General features: G+C 72.2%; 13 protein-coding genes. 12 read left to right on the forward strand and 1 reads right to left on the reverse strand.

Annotation, left to right across the window (positions count from 1 at the left end; translation table 11 throughout):
• Nucleotides 1-216: 216 nt before the first annotated feature.
• Complete coding sequence (locus tag AB0J87_RS03140) at nt 217-5,247, reverse strand: FtsK/SpoIIIE domain-containing protein (protein WP_363962403.1); 5,031 nt, start codon at nt 5,245-5,247, stop codon at nt 217-219.
• Between the two features lie 620 nt (nt 5,248-5,867).
• Here AB0J87_RS03140 and AB0J87_RS03145 point away from each other — a divergent pair.
• The 12 genes from AB0J87_RS03145 (at nt 5,868) to AB0J87_RS03200 (ending at nt 16,041) form a co-directional block, all read left to right on the forward strand.
• Nucleotides 5,868-6,539, forward strand: coding sequence for a hypothetical protein (locus AB0J87_RS03145; protein WP_350728305.1), 672 nt, complete (start codon nt 5,868-5,870; stop codon nt 6,537-6,539).
• Between the two features lies 1 nt (nt 6,540).
• Nucleotides 6,541-7,257: a hypothetical protein gene (locus AB0J87_RS03150; RefSeq protein WP_350728306.1), complete on the forward strand. Its 717-nt coding sequence runs from the start codon at nt 6,541-6,543 to the stop codon at nt 7,255-7,257.
• A complete protein-coding gene (locus AB0J87_RS03155; RefSeq protein ID WP_363962404.1) occupies nt 7,254-8,549 on the forward strand; it encodes an ATPase, T2SS/T4P/T4SS family in 1,296 nt (431 codons plus the stop codon). Before AB0J87_RS03150 ends, AB0J87_RS03155 begins: the two co-directional genes overlap by 4 nt.
• Nucleotides 8,550-8,553: 4 nt before the next feature.
• Complete coding sequence (locus AB0J87_RS03160; protein WP_363962405.1) at nt 8,554-9,399, forward strand: type II secretion system F family protein; 846 nt, start codon at nt 8,554-8,556, stop codon at nt 9,397-9,399.
• Between the two features lie 40 nt (nt 9,400-9,439).
• Entirely contained in the window at nt 9,440-10,312 is an 873-nt protein-coding gene (locus AB0J87_RS03165) for a type II secretion system protein (RefSeq protein ID WP_355190643.1), read from the forward strand.
• A complete protein-coding gene (locus tag AB0J87_RS03170; RefSeq protein ID WP_350728310.1) occupies nt 10,312-10,542 on the forward strand; it encodes a hypothetical protein in 231 nt (76 codons plus the stop codon). Before AB0J87_RS03165 ends, AB0J87_RS03170 begins: the two co-directional genes overlap by 1 nt.
• Nucleotides 10,529-10,957, forward strand: a complete 429-nt coding sequence (locus tag AB0J87_RS03175) for a TadE family protein (protein WP_363962406.1) — start codon at nt 10,529-10,531, stop codon at nt 10,955-10,957. Before AB0J87_RS03170 ends, AB0J87_RS03175 begins: the two co-directional genes overlap by 14 nt.
• Nucleotides 10,958-10,977: 20 nt before the next feature.
• Nucleotides 10,978-11,346: a TadE/TadG family type IV pilus assembly protein gene (locus tag AB0J87_RS03180; protein ID WP_363962407.1), complete on the forward strand. Its 369-nt coding sequence runs from the start codon at nt 10,978-10,980 to the stop codon at nt 11,344-11,346.
• Entirely contained in the window at nt 11,343-11,753 is a 411-nt protein-coding gene (locus tag AB0J87_RS03185) for a flp pilus-assembly TadE/G-like family protein (protein WP_363962408.1), read from the forward strand. Before AB0J87_RS03180 ends, AB0J87_RS03185 begins: the two co-directional genes overlap by 4 nt.
• Before the next feature lie 69 nt (nt 11,754-11,822).
• The gene (locus AB0J87_RS03190; protein ID WP_363962409.1) at nt 11,823-14,528 is read left to right on the forward strand and encodes a BTAD domain-containing putative transcriptional regulator; all 2,706 of its coding nucleotides are present in this window, start codon (nt 11,823-11,825) and stop codon (nt 14,526-14,528) included.
• The gene (locus AB0J87_RS03195) at nt 14,525-15,121 is read left to right on the forward strand and encodes a hypothetical protein (RefSeq protein ID WP_363962410.1); all 597 of its coding nucleotides are present in this window, start codon (nt 14,525-14,527) and stop codon (nt 15,119-15,121) included. The genes AB0J87_RS03190 and AB0J87_RS03195 overlap by 4 nt, the downstream gene beginning before the upstream one ends.
• Complete coding sequence (locus tag AB0J87_RS03200; RefSeq protein ID WP_363962411.1) at nt 15,118-16,041, forward strand: hypothetical protein; 924 nt, start codon at nt 15,118-15,120, stop codon at nt 16,039-16,041. Before AB0J87_RS03195 ends, AB0J87_RS03200 begins: the two co-directional genes overlap by 4 nt.
• Nucleotides 16,042-16,063: the final 22 nt, after the last annotated feature.

Below are 16,063 nucleotides of genomic sequence, written 5' to 3' on the forward strand. Positions count from 1 at the left end.
TGGCGAGGGTCCGGGTCCCCCGCAGTGCCGCCCGTCGAGGATCCGAGCACACCCCATCGCAAGGAGCCCTCTGGCGGAGCACCACCATCACGCCGGGCACTACGACTGGGTGCTTCCGGGGCGGAGAGCTGTGACGGCAGGTCCCGCCGGGCGCGGGGGTCGGTCTCGTAGCCGGTGGTCCCGAGGGTGGTGGGGCTGGCCGCTCGGTCTCGTACGTCAGGCGTCGTCGGGGAGTGCCGCTTGGATGGGGGTGATGTTGCCCGTTCTCACCAGGAAGCCTCGGCCAGGGGGGCCGCCGACCGTTCCGCGGGGTAGGCGGATCGAGAAGATGTCGCCGTCGGCCTGGCTCTGGACGGCCAGCAGCACCCCGGTACGGGCCTTGCGCGTCTCGGCGACGAACCCGCGATAGGCGACGGCCAGATCTCCGGTCGTGCCGGCGATCAGCAGTCCGTGATCGCCGTCCCGGCCCGACCGGTGCACCTCCTCCAGCGCCATCCCCAAGGGGCCGTCCGCGTTGATCAACTCGGCGTCGTCCACCAGCACCACGTACTGCTGCAGCTCCGCGACCAGCTCCGTCAGGTTGGCGGCGTTGCCGTCCAGCACGGCCAGTGCGCCGTTGAGCTCCCTTAACGGGCTGCGTCTGGGAGCGACGGCGATGACGGGCGTGCCCCGGGCGATGAGTGAGTGGGCGGCGGTCAGCAGGACGGACGAGCGGCCGGAGCGGGACGGGCCGGCGATGACGGCGCCGGGCCCGTGGGCCAGCAGGTCGAGCCCGAGCGGCGCCAGGGCGTCGCCGCCGGCGCCGATCAGTGCCCACAGCGGGGACGGGGGCGTGAACGTGGCGTCCAGGGCGAGTGCTTGGGATGCCGTGACGCGCATGGGGAGGGCGTCCACCCGCAAGGGGGGCTCGCCGTCCCACTGCCAGCCGCCTTGCCCGGCACCGGCGGATCGTCCGTGAGCGGGGCCGGGACTCCGTCGAGGGCTCGCCGAATCCGCCGTCGACGTGCGGGCCAGGGATTGGAACGCGGCGACCTGGGCCGGGCCCGACGGGTCGGAGGAGAGCAGCGCGATGTGGTGCTCCACGATGCCGTGCTCGCCCATCGAGAGCGCGCGGCCAGCCGGCATCGACGAGGGCAGGCCCTTGAGGGGGAAGCCCGCCAGGCCGTAGTCGGAGGAGTCCGAGAGGCGCAGGAGCAGCCGGTCGTCGAACACCGTCGAGACCTGGCCGAGCAGGCCCGACCGGTCGCTGGTGACCACGGCCCTGAACCCGACCGCCGGGCCTTCGCGCATGAGCTGGAGCAGCGACTCGATCAGGCGGCCGTAGTCGTAGCTCTCGAAGGCGGCGACGAAGCCCTCCCAGCGATCGAGCATGAACACCAGCCAGGGCAGGCGGTGGCCGGCTTGGCGGTATTCGGCCAGGGAGGCGTGCCCGGCCTCGGCCAGGAGCTGCTGGCGGCGGCCGACCTCGGCACGCAGGCGGGTGAGCAGGCGTTCGACCCGGTCGATCTGGTCGCGGGTCACGACGGCGCCGCAGTGGGGCATCGTGACCAGGGGCAGGAGCGCTCCGGAGCCGCAGTCGACCGCGTGGACGTGGACGTCTTCCGGGGAGGAGTGGGCCGCGATGGAGCCCGCGATCGTGCGTAGCGCCGTCGATCTGCCGGAGCGGGCGGCCCCCGCGATGAGCAGGTGGCCTCCGTGGGCCAGGTCCAGCGCGAGAGGGCTTCGGTCCTGCGCCCACGGACGGTCGGTCAGGCCGTAAGGCAGCGGTGGGACCTCGACGAACGCACCCGATGGGGATCCCGCGCCGTGAGGCTCCGGGTGGGAGGGGAAGTGGTCAGGTTGCGCACCGGCCGGTAGAGGGCCTTTGGCGCCTCCGGAGGGGCGGGGGGTCGATGGATGGAGATGGCCTGGGCCCGCTGGGTGAAGGGGCGCGGGGCGACCTATGGGTGGGTGCCCGGGGAGGCCGAGGGAAGGTTGGGCCGAGCCCTTCACGGAGACCTGGACGTGGTCATGGGCGGCGATCCCTGGAATGTGCCTGGAAGCGCCCTTTGTCGGGTTGGGAGGCGTCGTCTGTGGTGCGGGGGAGCCGGCGTCGCCGGAAGGTGAGGAGGCGGTGGGCGCGGTCGCCGAGGGTGGCGTGGTGAGGGCCGGGAGGTCCAGGACGAAGTGGGTGGGGAGGGGATCGAGCCAGGGACTGGGCTGGACGGGGACCGCGGTCAGGTGGGTGGCCTCGATCAGGGCGTCGGCGACCAGGGTCAGGTCGGTGACCGTCGAGTCCTCCTCCGGCTCCGGAGGGGGCGGCAGGGGTTTGCCCAGCGAGCGCCAGCTCACGTCGAGCACCCTGATGGCGGGGCCCGGCCCGGCGAGCGGGCCGGTCGAACCTGGCGCGGGGCTGCGGCCTCCCACCCTGGCCGTCTGTACGGCGGTCGCGGCCCCCACGCCGGAACGGACGTAGCAACGGCCGGGCGTCGACTTGGAGATGTGGGCGGCGTCCGGCAGGTCGATGACGTCGGAGGACTCCGCGGGCTCGGTCACGCGCAGGGCGATGCGCAACGACGTGTTCGCCTGGATGTCGGCCGTGACCACGCCCGCGGGGCGCTGCGTGGCCAGGATGAGGTGGATGCCCAGCGAGCGCCCACGGCGGGCGATGTCGACCAGGCCCGTGACGAAATCGGGCAGCTCGGCCACCAGGGCGGCGAACTCGTCGATGATCAACACCAGGCGCGGCATGCCCGTGCCCGTGTAGTCCTCGATGTCCTTGGCCCCGGCAGCCGCCAGCAGGCGCTCTCTCCGGCGGATCTCGGCCGCCAGCGAGTCGAGGGCCCGCTGGGTCAGGTGGCCGTCGAGGTCGCTGACCATGCCGACCGTGTGCGGCAGGCGTACACACTCCTTGAAGGCGGCGCCGCCCTTGTAGTCGATCAGCACGAACGTGAGCTGGTCGGGCCGGTTGGCCACCGCCAGCGAGCAGATCAGCGTCTGCAGCAGCTCCGACTTGCCCGCGCCCGTGGTGCCGGCGATCAGGCCGTGGGGGCCGTCGAGCCTGAGGTCGACCGAGAACGGGCCCTCGGGGCCGATGCCGATCAGCGCGCTCGTGGAGCCCTGGGCCCGCCATCGCCTGGCCAGCTCCTGTCCGGACGGGCTGGGCATGCTCATCAGGTCGAGCAGGCGGACGGCGCCGGGGAGGTTGCCCGACGGGTCGTCCCTGCTCACGTCGCGGATCGGGGACAGGGCCCTGGCCAGCCGGTCGGACCAGGTGGGGGAGACGAGGTCGCCCAGGATCGGGCCGATGACGTCGAGGCCGCCGCCGCGCAGGCGTACGAGACCGTCCGTGCCGCACGCGGCCACGGTCTGGCACTCCTCGGGCAGCAGCCGCTGGTCGTCGTCGATGGCGAGCGTGAACACCCCTGAACGCGGGCCCTGGCGCAGCACCTGCGGCATGTTGGGCAGGCCGCGCAGCACCTGGGCGCCGTCGAGGATCACCAGGACGTCGTACGGGCGCACGTCGTACGAGGAGAAGGTGGGCTTCTCCGGGCCCCCGAGGTCGTCCCAGCCGGTGGGGATCTTGCCCAGCTCGGGGATCGCGGTGTTCTGGCGTTCGTCGATGAGGGCGGCGAGCTCGGAGACGCGGCGGGCGGCCGACTCGGGGTCGGTGCCGATCAGCGCCACGCACTCCTCGCCCGCGCGCGGCGTGCAGTGCGGGAGCCAGCGCATCCAGCCCCAGCGGTGCTCGCCGTCGGCGTGCGCGGACACGATCACGATGGCCAGGTCACGGGGGCTGTGCAGGGTCGCGGCCTGGGCGATCAGCCAGCTCGCGAGGCTGGTCGCCGCGGCGCGCGGGCCCGTGACGCCCGCCACGCCCAGCCTGCGCATGGGCAGCGCCACCGGAACGGAGTGGCACATCGGCGGATCGATGGGCCCGCCCTGCTCCTCCGACAGCTCCAGGTTGGCGGGCAGGTCGGCGAGCCCGACCCTGAGCCTGAGAGAGTCGGCGTCGTGGATCCGGCGCTCCCACAGCCTCCTGCGCGGCCCCGTGGCGGTGAGCAGCACCTGCGCCGGGTCGGGCGCGTCCGACCTGCGGGCGGCCTCGTCCGCCACCCTCGCCCGCTCGACGGCCTCGTCGTACGCCTGGAGCTGCTCGTTGTACTCCTTGAGCGCCTTTTTGTGCTGTTTCTTGCCATGGCGGCGGTCGCTCCACCACTGGCCGATCATGATGACCGGAGTCATGAGGGCGACGAGCAGGTAGTAGGGCTGCTTCAGGGCGAACGCGAGCGTCACGCCGAGCACGGCGGGCAGGAGGGCGGCGAGCAACTGCAGGCGCAGGCCTTCGTTCCTGGAGGGCTCCTTGGGTTTGACGAACTTGCGCTCGGGCTCGGAGCGCCGGAGCCTGGGCGGGCGGTTGTAGGACACGCCGCCCTCGCTCCTGGGCGCCAGATGCGCGTCTTTGGGCTCGATCGACGTCAGCACGAACACTGACGAACCACACGTGAGCACGGCCTGGTCGGGCCATTCGGTCCGCTCCGTGAGCGGACGGCCGTCGAGCTCGGGCACCTCGCCGTAGTCGGCGGCCAGCTCGGCCGCCTCCCGCTCCGCGACCCGGGCCGTGAGCTCGGCGACCTCCTCGGCCCACCTGCCCTTGAGCTTCAGCCTGGGCGCCTCGCCGGGCGGCCGCCCGGCGCGCTCGATGGTGATCGCGTCCGGCGTCACGCGTACGGTCACCGCTTCCGGGGCGAGGACGGGGTCGGCGGTGGTCATGGCGCACATCGGGTCGGAGCCGATGACGTGCACGCCCAGGCCCAGCCGGTGTACGGCGCCGGCCGCGGGGCCGCCCACCACGCGCACCTCGGCCACCCCGCCCGGCTCCTCGATGAGGGTTTCGCGGGCGAGCGCGGGGTCCAGCGTGATCTTGTCGCCGTCGCGCAGCACGGCGGCGGCCCGGGCGCGGGGATCGAGCGGGCGGCCGTCACGCCACAGGGCCGGCGCCGCTCCCGCCCCTGCGGAGCTCGGCTGCGCCGTGACCGCCTGTGTCGCGGTGCGCTCCGGCCGGCGGGGGTGTGGCACGTGGGCGCCGGTGTCCTCGGGGGGCGACATGCCGTAGGGGGCTCGTGCTTTGGGCAGGCGGACGACCTTCGCCAGCGGCCCGTGATCGTTGAGCGCCTCGCTCACCCTCGCCACTGTGGCGCCGTCGTCGCCGTCGATCACGACGTCACGGTCGCCCTGCCCGCCGAGCACGGTGAGCATGATCCGCATGATGCCGTCCCCTCGCTCGGACCTCGGGCGCCCAAAGGTAGCGCCCGAAGCGAGGGTAGGCGGGTTGGTTGACGGCAATGGCATGGCCGGCTGGTGCTGGGGATGAGCGTGGGTTGGGGCTCCTGATGGCTGTGGATAACCGGTCTCCGCTCTTTGGCGGGGGTGGGTGGCTTGGTCGGGGTGGTGGGTGTTGGGGGCGCGGTGCATGGGATTGGTGTCCGTTTGGTTAGGTCGCGGGGCGTTGCGTCCGGCTGTGCGCGTGGTTGGGCGATTGGTGGTCGTCGGGGTCGTCGGGGTCGGGGTCGTCGGGGTCGTCGGGGTCGTCGGGTCGGGTCGGGTCGTCGGGTCGTCCGGGGGCGGGTGGGGTCGGGGCTTGGGTTGGGTGTTGCGGTGGGGTGGGGGGTAATGGGAGTGAATGGTGTGGTGGGTGTTATTGGGGTGGCGGCTAGCCGGAGAAATGGTTGTTCGTCAACTCGGTAGAAAGAACCGGCATCGATTATTCGGCATTGGCGTCCCGTCACCTGCGAAACAAGCATGGGTCCTCGCATTCCGCCCCCACGCCCCCTCCCCGCCCCACATAATGGCGGCAATTCCACGATTCAATTGGGAGCCCCCCACCCATGAGGACCAGTGAAAAGCCTGCCGTCAACGCGGCGGCGGGGTTGTCCGGCCCGGCCTCGCGCAAGCTCCCCGTGCCCCCTCGCGAACGCAAGCCGGCCCTCGCCGCCCTTGCCGTTCTGCTGATCCTGGGCGGCGCGCTGGCCACGACCCTGCTCGTGCTGCGCAGCGGCGACCGCGTCTCCGCGATCCGGGTGACGCAGCAGGTCGGCGCGGGCCAGAAGTTCACCGAGCAGATGCTGGAAGAGGTCCAGATCGCGGCCGACAGCGGCATCGACTACGTGAGCTGGTCGGAGCGGGGCAAGGTGGAAAACAGCTTCGCGACCGTCACGGTCCTGCCCGGCACGCTGTTCACGAGCCGGATGGGAGTCAAGCAGAGCAGCGAGCTGGGCCCCGGAAAGGCGACCGTCGGATTGGCCCTCAAGCCAGGGCAAATGCCCGCCGGAGTGGAAGCGGGTGACCGGGTCCAGGTGATATATGTGCCCAGCCGTTCGGCCCAGGGACAAACGCGGGTACTGGCGGAAAGCGCTCTCGTGTTCTCGGTGGGCGACAAGTCGAGGACGGCGAATTCCGGCCAGATCACGGTAATAGTGGATTCATCAGCGTCGCCGGAAATAGTGGCGTTCGCCTCCAGCGGTGAGATCGCGGTGGCCGAGCTACCGGGGGCACGCTGACGTGGCGCTGATCGTACTGGCCGCCGACAAGGGCGCGCCGGGTGTGACGACCGCGGCGACCGCCCTGGCGGCGGTGTGGCCGCGCCCCGTGCTGCTGGCCGAATGCGACCCGGCGGGCGGTGACCTCGCCTACCGGCTCCCGGCCGCAGACGGCGGCGTCCTGAACCCCGGCAAGGGCCTGCTCACCCTCGGCGCCACGGCGCGGCGCGGGCTCGAACCCGCCCAGATCCACCAGCACACGCAGAAGATCGTCGGTGGTCTCGACGTGCTGGTCGGGCTCACGCACGGCGAGCAGGCCGCCGGGCTCACCTGGCTGTGGGGCCCGCTGGGCAGAGCGCTCGCCGGCATCCCGAACGCCGACGTGATCGCCGACTGCGGCCGCCTCGGCGCGCACGCGCAGCTCGGCGACCTGCTCGCCGAGGCCGAGCAGGTCGTGCTGCTCACCAGGGCCACTCTCGACCACGTCGCCCACCTGCGCGAACGCCTCCAGATCACCAAGGCGCACGGCGTCGCCGTGATCGCCGACCCGCGTAACTACCGCGCCTCCATCGACGACGTACGCAGGATCGTCGGCCCGGCCGTCCAGTACGTGTACGGCCTCGCGCACGACCCCAAGGGCGCCGAGCTGCTGCGCGGCCAGTGGGGCGGACGGCTCGACCGGTCCCTGCTCATCCGCACCGCGAGAGACCTGGCGGGAAGGCTGGTGAGCCACCGATGATCGATCACTCGCTGGTCAAGCGCTTCCGCCAGGAGGTCGGCGACCGCCTGGCCCACCAGCGCCGGCTCGACCAGGCCAACAGCCTGCCCCCGATGACGGGGGAGGACGAGCGCCAGTTCGCCCGGGCGCTGATCTCCCAGGTCCTGGAGGAGCACGCCCGCAACGAGATCGGCCTCGGCCGCACGCCCCCCACGGTCGAGGAGGAAGAGGCGCTCGCGGCCGGCATCCACGCCGCGCTGTTCGGCGTGGGCAGGCTGCAGCCGCTGCTCGACGACCCCCAGGTCGAGAACATCGACATCAACGGCTGCGACAGGGTGTTCGTCAGCTACGCCGACGGCCAGGAGCTCATGCACGACCCCGTCGCCGAGTCCGACGACGAGCTGATCGAGCTCATCCAGATCCTGGCGGCGTACTCGGGCCTGTCGAGCAGGCCCTTCGACACCGCCAACCCACAGCTCGACCTGCGCCTCCCCGACGGCTCCAGGCTGAGCGCCGTCATGGACGTCACCGTCAGGCCGGCGGTCTCGATCCGCCGCGCCCGCCTCGGCAAGGTCTTCCTGTCCGACTTGGCAGGCAACGGCACGATAAGTCGGGACATATCGAGGTTCTTGACGGCCGCCGTCGCCGCCCGCAAGAACATCATGATCGCCGGATCCACCAACGCCGGCAAGACCACCCTGCTGCGGGCCCTGGCCAACGAGATCCAGCCCACCGAGCGCCTCATCACCGTCGAACGAGCCCTGGAGCTGGGCCTCGACCAGTTCCCCGAGCTCCACCCCAACGTCGTCGCCTTCGAGCAGCGCCTGCCCAACTCCGAGGGCCAGGGCGAGATCTCCATGGCCGAGCTGGTCAGACGCTCCCTCCGCATGAACCCCAGCCGCGTCATCGTCGGCGAGGTCCTCGGCGACGAGATCGTCACCATGCTCAACGCGATGACCCAGGGCAACGACGGCTCCCTGTCGACCATCCACGCCAACTCCAGCATGGAGGTCTTCAACCGCATCTCCACCTATGCCCTGCAGGCCAGCGAGCGCCTGCCCATCGACGCGACCCACATGCTCATCGCGGGCGCCATCGACTTCGTCGTCTTCATCACGAAGCGCAACGACTACCACGTCGGCGGCACCCTGCGCCGCTACGTCTCCAGCATCCGCGAGGTCAACGGCTGCGACGGCCGCGTCCTGTCGAGCGAGGTGTTCGTGCCGGGCCCCGACGGCACCGCCGTCCCGCACGCGCCGGTCTCCTGCCTGGACGAGCTCGCCGCCCACGGCTACCTGCCGGGAGGGTGGTGACGAGGTGATCTTCGACCCGTTCGCGCTGCTGACCGGAGCGATCATAGGCGGCGGCCTGTTCCTGTTCTTCGTCTCCCTCTACGGCATGCGCCCCCGCCCGCCCCAGCCCAAGCGCCACCTGCTCAAGATGCTGACCACCCGCACCGCGATAGCCGCGGTCGCGGCCGGACTCGTCCTGATCATCACCGGCTGGCCGGTCATGGCGGTGGGTACGGTGCTGCTCGTGTTCGCCTGGCGCGGCCTGTCGGGCGGGGCCGCCGAGGAGCGCGCCGCCATGCGCCGGCTCGAAGGGCTCGCCGCCTGGACCGAGTCCCTGCGTGACACGATCGCCGGCGCGGCCGGGCTCGAACAGGCCATCCCGTCGTCCATCAGGGCCGCCGCGCCCATGCTCAGGCCCCACCTGCGCGCCATGATCGACCGGCTGCACACGAGGATGGCGCTGCCGGAGGCGCTGGCGCTGTTCGCCGACGAGCTCGACGACCCGTCGGCCGACCTCGTGGTGGCCGCGCTCATCCTCAACTCCCGGCTGCGCGGCCCCGGCCTGCGCGACGTGCTGGGCGCGCTGGCCGTCTCGGCCCGCGAGGAGCTCGACATGCGCCGCCGCGTCGAGGCCGAACGCCGCTCGACCAGGCGCAGCGTCCAGATCGTGGTGATCACCGCGCTCGTCTTCGCCGGGCTCCTCATCCTGTTCAACCCCTCCTACGTGGCCGAGTACGAGGGCCTGCTGGGCCAGGCCGTGCTCGTGGTGGTCGCGGGGCTGTTCGGAGCGGGGTTCGCCTGGATGAGGCGGCTGGCCAGGTTCGACAAGCCGACCCGGCTGCTCATGGGAGGAGGCGGCGGCGATGGTTGAGGGCGCGCTGGGCGGGGCCGTATTAGGGCTCGGCCTGTTCGTGCTGCTGCGGGCGCTCTTCCCGGCCCGCCCGGGGCTGGTGGCGCGGCTGCTCGCGCTCGACGCCGTGCGCGAGGACGCGGGCGCTCCGAGCATCCAGCTCCTGCTGCCCGAGGAGGAGGTCAGCGCGTTCCGCCGCGGCCTGGGCGCCCGCCTGGCCCGCCTGTACGCGGCCCGTGGCTGGGAGGTCAGGTCGATCAAGGCGGACCTGGCGCTGCTCGGCCGCTCGTTCGAGGCGTTCCTGGCCGGCAAGGTGCTGCTGGCGGCCAGCGGCCTGCTGGCCTTCCCGCTGCTGCTCGGCTGGCTGGTGCTCATGGAGTGGGGCACCTCGCTCGCCATCCCGTTCTGGGCCGCCGTGCTCGTCGCGCTGCTGTTCTTCTTCCTGCCCGACCTCCAGATACGCAAGGACGCGGCGGCCAGGCGGCGTGACTTCCGCCATGTGGTCGGCGCGTTCCTCGACCTCGTCTCCATGAACCTGGCCGGCGGCCGCGGCGTCCCTGAGGCCCTCATGATGGCCGTCTCGGTCAGCGGCGAGCAGCCCAACTGGGCGATGGGCCGCATCCGCGACGCGCTCAGCGGCGCCAGGATCGTCGGCATCACCCCGTGGCAGGCGCTCGGCCAGCTCGGCGAGGAGATCAACATCGACGAGCTGCGCGACCTGTCCGCCGCGCTCGGCCTGGTGGCCGACGACGGCGCCAAAGTACGCGCGTCGCTGACGGCGAGGGCCGCGACGTTGCGCCGCCGCGAGCTGGCGGAGATCGAGGGCAGGGCCGGCGAGCGGTCGCAGTCGATGCTCGTGGCCCAGCTGCTGCTCTGCGCCGGTTTCGTGATCTTTCTCAGTTTTCCCGCCGCTATGAAGATGTTGGGGTCCTGATGAACCATCCCTGGATCGTTTACCTCACCGCGTACCTGGGTGTCCGCATCCAGCGCGCCCGCACCGCCCCCACCCGCGGGGCCTCCGCCGTCGAGTGGGTGATCATCACCGCCATCATCGCCGGTGTCGCGCTCGGGTTGGCCACCTTGATCAAGTCGCTGGTCGAAGGAAGGCAGAACGATCTCCAAGGCACCTTCGGCGGTGGCGGTGACACCGGTGGTAATCCGTAGGAGGGGCGAGCGGGGCGCGACGGTGATCGAGCTGGCCATCCTCATGCCGATCATCCTGGCGGTCGCGCTGCTCATCGTGCAGGTGGCGCTCTGGTTTCACGCCCGCCAGGTCGCGGAGGCCGCCGCCCAGGAGGGCGCGCGCGTGGCCAGGGCGGCGCCGTTCGACTCCGGTGACTGGCCGGGCCAGGCCACCGCCAAGGCCACCGACATCATCCAGGCCGTCGGCCCGAAGCTGCTCCAGAGCGCCAAGGCCACGACGTCCGAGAAGGAACCGGACGAGCGCTTCGTCACCGTGACCGGCAGCGCCGTACAGGTCATCCCGCTGCTGCCCGAGCTGTCGTTCACGATCACCGCCACCGCGGGCGGGCCGGTCGAGTGCTTCCGCCCGGACAACGGCGGCGGGGACTGCTCGTGAGGCGGGCGGAGCGTGGCTCCATGGCCGTGGAGACCGTGATGCTGGCCCCGCTCTTCCTGCTGTTCCTCATGTTCCTGGCGGGAGCGGGGGTGCTGGTGGAGTCGCAGGGGCGGGTCAACGGGGCGGCCAGGGACGCGGCCCGCGCCGCGTCGGTGCAGCGCACGCTCGACGACGCGGAGGCCGCGGCCAAGGCCATCGCCGACAGCACGCTGACCGGGCCCTGCGGGTCCCCGTCCGTCTCGCTGGACGGCTCCGCGTGGGAGCAGGGCGGCCAGGTCCAGGCCGAGGTGAGCTGCGAGCTGGACCTCGGCTTCCTGGGGTTCGGCGGCGTCAAGCGGATGACCGGCACGGCGGTGGTGCCGATCGAGCAGTTCAGGAGGGTCGAATGAGGGAGCGGGGGTCGATGTCGGTGTTCACCGTGCTGTTCTCCGTCGTCGTGTTCCTGCTGGCCGGACTCCTCGTGGACGGCGGCGCGGCGATCAACGCCCGGCTGCGCGCGGCCGACGTGGCCGAGCAGGCCGCGCGGGCCGGCGCCGACGAGATCGACGTCGACCACCTGCGCTCCACCGGCCAGACCCGGCTGCTCGGCGAGGACCAGGTGTGCGCCAGGGCCGACGAGATCGTCGCCGCGCAGGGCGGCGAGGGTGTGACCCGCGGCGAGTGCACCGTCGGCCAGGGGCAGGCACAGGTGACGGTCACCGTGTCGGTGTCCTGGAAGGCGTTCTTCCTGAGCGCGATCGGCTTTCCCGGCACCGAGATGACCGGCCGGGCCGTCGCCGCACCCGAAGCGAGATAGACCGAAACTCACCGGTCGATGGATCGGTGAGCGTACGAGCACGACCCTGGACGGCGGAAGGGAGAGACGATGCCGACGCGAGAGCCCGCGCGCCCACACGGACGTCACACGCCCGTGCGCGTCAAGGCCAGGCGCAGCGCCGGAGACGTGCTCGCCGGCATCGGATCGCTGATCGTGCTGGTCGCGCTCGTGGGCGGGGTGCCGTACGCGCTGCTCACGTTCGTGGGGCCGCCGATCGCGCCCGAGCTGCTCGACCTCGACCTGCTCACCAGCCGCGTCGGCCCGAGCACCGTCGTGGCCGTGCTGGTGCTGCTGGTGTGGCTGGCCTGGTTCCAGCTGTTCGTGTGCGTGCTGGTCGAGGTGTACGCGGGCGTGCGCAGGGTCGGCATGCCGGCCCGCGTGCCGCTCTCCGGAGGCACGCAGGCGCTGGCCAACAAGCTCGTCGGCGCGGTGCTGCTGCTGTTCACGGCGGGTGCGATGGTCGTGCCGCTGGCCAAGCTGGCGCCCACGCCGGCCGCCACGCCCGTGACGGCGGTCGCGTACTCCGCGCCGATCGTCGAGAAGACGACCCTCGACACGCACAAGACCAAGAAGGTGTACGTGGTGCAGCCGCCGCACGGCCGGCACCACGAGAGCCTGTGGGAGATCGCCGAGAAGTGCCTCGGCGACGGCCGCCGATATCCCGAAATTTACCGGCTTAATCAGGCGAAGGAGCAGCCGGACGGCTCCCGCCTGCGCATGGCCGACCTGATCAGGCCCGGCTGGGTGCTCGACATGCCGGACGACGCCAGGCACGCCCACGTCGTCCCCGTCGACCAGCCCCGCGAGCAGACCCTGCGCGAGCACCCCGGCAGGGCGTCGGTGGGGCAGCACGCGGACCGGCACGCCGACTCGAAGACCGGCCAGGCCGAGAAGAAGGTCGAGGCCAAGCACCGCCAGCCGGATCAACAGCAGCAGCAGCCCGACCGGCCGCAGGCCACCATCCGGCAGAGCCAGACGACCGACCTGACCGACTACCTCGCCACGGCCTCGCTGGCCGCCGCGGGCCTGCTGGTCGTGCTGGCCAGGCGGCGCCGCGAGCAACTCTGGCGCAGGGTGTTCGGCCGCCGGATCGCCCGCCCGCGCGACGACGCCGCCCAGGCCGAGGTCGCGCTGAGGCTGGGCGGCGACGCGCCGGGCGCCCGCATCCTCGACATCGGCCTGCGGCTGCTCGGCGCCGAGCTGGCCGCCCAGAACCGCACGCCGCCCACCGTGTACGGGGCGCACCTGTCGCCCCGCACGCTCGACCTGTGGATCCACCCGCCGGACGGGGACGCGCCCGCGCCGTGGATGGCCCAGGACGGCGGCCAGGTATGGCGGCTGCCCGCGCACGAAGGCCGCCTGCTGGAGGAACAGGCGGGCGGCGCGCCGTACCCCGGGCTGGTCTCCATCGGCACGGACGCCAGCGGGCGCGTGCTCATCGACCTGGAAGCCGCGCAGGGCCTGATCAACGTGCGCGGCCCGCAGACCACGGCCGCGCTGGCCGCCCTCGCCGTCGAGCTGGCCACCAACCGCTGGTCCGACCGCATGCGCATCACGCTCGTCGGCTTCGGCGAGGAGCTGACCGCCATCGCGCCCGACCGCATCAGGGCCGTCGGCGGCCTGGCCGAGGTGCTGCCCGAGCTGGAGGCGATCGCCGCGCCGCGCAGGGAGGTGCTGACCGGGCGCATCACCGGCAGCCCGCGCGACGCCCACTACCTGCTGTCCGCGGTCGCGCCCACGCACGAGGAGGCCCGGCGTCTGGCGCTGCTGGCCCGCCGGGACACCGCCGGTTACGTGCTGGCGGGCGAGGTCCCGCACGCCACCTGGACGCTGGAGATCGGCGACGACGGCCGGGCCAGGATGGCCGAGCTGGGCTTCGACGTGCAGGCCCAGCTCCTGCCCCGCCGCCACTACCAGGCATTGATCGACCTGTTCCGCACGGCCTCCCAGGTCGACGGCGAGGCCGTCTCCGAGGCCGAGCCGCTGGCGGGGCTGCACCCGCCCGCCGTCGAGATCAGGATGCTCGGCCCCATCGAGGTCATCGGCCTGCGGCCCCTGGAGGAGGGCCGGCTGGCGCTGGCCGCGGAGCTGCTGGTCTACCTGGCCACGCATCCCGGCGGCGTGCATCCCTCGGTGCTGGGCGGGGTGCTCTGGCCGCGCGGCGTGCAGGACATGGTCAGGGACGCCACGATCGCCAGGGTCGCCGAATGGCTCGGGCGGGAGCACCTGCACACCGACGAGGCCGGCCGGATCAGCCTGGGGCCCGAGGTGCGTACGGACTGGGCGCTGTTCCGCGAGCTCGTACGCCGCTCGCACGGCGACCCGACGGCCCGGGCCGTCCTGCTGGAGAAGGCGCTCGGCCTGGTCAGAGGCCCGCTGCTGAGCGGCCGCCAGCCGGGCAGGTACGCCTGGCTGGCGGCCGAGGACCTGGAGTACGACGTGGCCGCCGAGGTGGCCGACGCGGCGCACCAGCTCTGCGAGCTGCGGCTCGCGCACGGGCAGCCGGACGCCGCGGTGGCCGCCGTGCGCGCGGCCCTGCTGCTGGCGGTGGACGACGAGGGCCTCTGGCGCGACCTGCTGCGGGCCACGCACGCCACCGAGGACACCGTACGGCTGCGCGCCGTCGTCGAGGGGCTGACCCGCAGGGCGGCCTCGCACCCGTACGGCGGCGGGATGGCCCCGGAGACCGAGGCACTGATCGAGGAACTGCTGCCCACGTGGCGCATCCATGTGGTGAGGGAGTCGTCGGCATGAGACGAGTCATGGTGCTGCTGATGATGGTCCTGGCGGGCTGCGGGCAGGCCGCGCGCCCGTACACGCCCGCGGCGGAGCCCACCCCGGCGAAACCTTCCGCCAAAGCCGCGCAGCCGGAGGAGATGCTGCCAGCCGGCCCCCAGAGCATCGCCATCGGCGACGGCCTGCGCGTGCGGGTGGAGTGGCCGGCCGACCCCGACCCGCTGCTGAAGGTCATCGTCGACCAGTACGTGGGCACCCGCCAGGCCGTCGTCGAAGGGACCCGCGGCTACCGGCGCAATCTCGAGATCCAGGCCGAGGAGCAGGCGACGGAGTGGGTGAACGAGTTCATCGACGAGGAGCAGTCGATGCGCGGGACGGGCCGGCTCTACAACCTGCGGGTCAGCGCCCGCATGGGCAAAGGCGCTCAGATCAACGCATGCGTGGACGAGTCAGGCGTGCGGATGATCTCCTCGCGCACCGGGAAGGCCGTCGCGCCCCAACCCGGTTGGCTGCGCACCCCCTACGGCCAAAGCGTGGTCGCCCATCGCGGTGATGACGGGGTGTGGCGCATCAGGTCCTACATCACCTCCACAGAGAGATGCACCCGATGAAACCTTTGCTCGCGGTACTGCTCGCGGTGCCGCTGACGCTCGGTCCGACCCCGGGACCCGGCGATGTGGACGTCAAGGGCAATCAGCGCGGGCGGACGACGACCCTGAGCCTGGAGGCCAGCACCATCAAGATCACCGGTGACGGCAAGGGCGGCTCGGGCGACGGCTACCGCATCCCGCGCCCCTGCTGGTACGAGCCCAGCCTGGACGCCGAGGAGATGTTCCGGCTGCACACCGAAGGCGCGGGCCCGGCCAGGCGGGCGGGCATCGACGAGGACAGCTTCCGGGCCTTCGTCCAGCAGTTCAAGGACAAGCTCGGCAAGCCGGGCCGGTGGTGGGTGCCCGCGTACAACAAGGCCGATCCGAACGGCGCCGCCTGCTGGGGCGGCCTCGAACAGTTCATCTTCATGCCCCCGAACACCACGCCGCCGTCCGGGATCACGATCGAGCAGCTGGCGCAGATCGCCAGGGCCGCGCTGACCGTCCCGGAGCCGACGGTCAAGCTGAACCCCGACGCCAAGAGCTTCGTCAACCTCCCGACCTACGTCTGGCTGGAGAACGTCGGTCAGCCGCGCCGCACGGTCACGGCGTCGATCCCCGGCGTCATGAGCGTGACCCTGGTGGCGACGCTGCAGGACATCAAGATCGACCCGGGCACGTCCAAGGACCGGGCCGAGGTGCACGAGGAGGGCTGCGGGCCGTCCGGGAAGCCGTACGCGAAGGGCGCCCAGTTCACCTGCGGCGTGCGTTACCTGCGCTCGGCGATCGACCAGCCGCGCGAGAAGTACACGCTGACCGTCACCACCGTCTGGCCGGTCCAGGTGGCCGACAACGTGGTGCCGTTCCAGTTCGCGCCCGTACAGGTCGGAGCCAGCCGGGACGTGCCGGTCGGCGAGATCCAGAGCAACGTCAAGCCGTGAGCGGCGGCCGGGCCGCTCAGGG

The sequence above is a fragment of the Nonomuraea sp. NPDC049625 genome (genome assembly GCF_040675285.1).
Classification (GTDB): Bacteria; Actinomycetota; Actinomycetes; order Streptosporangiales; family Streptosporangiaceae; genus Nonomuraea; species Nonomuraea angiospora_A.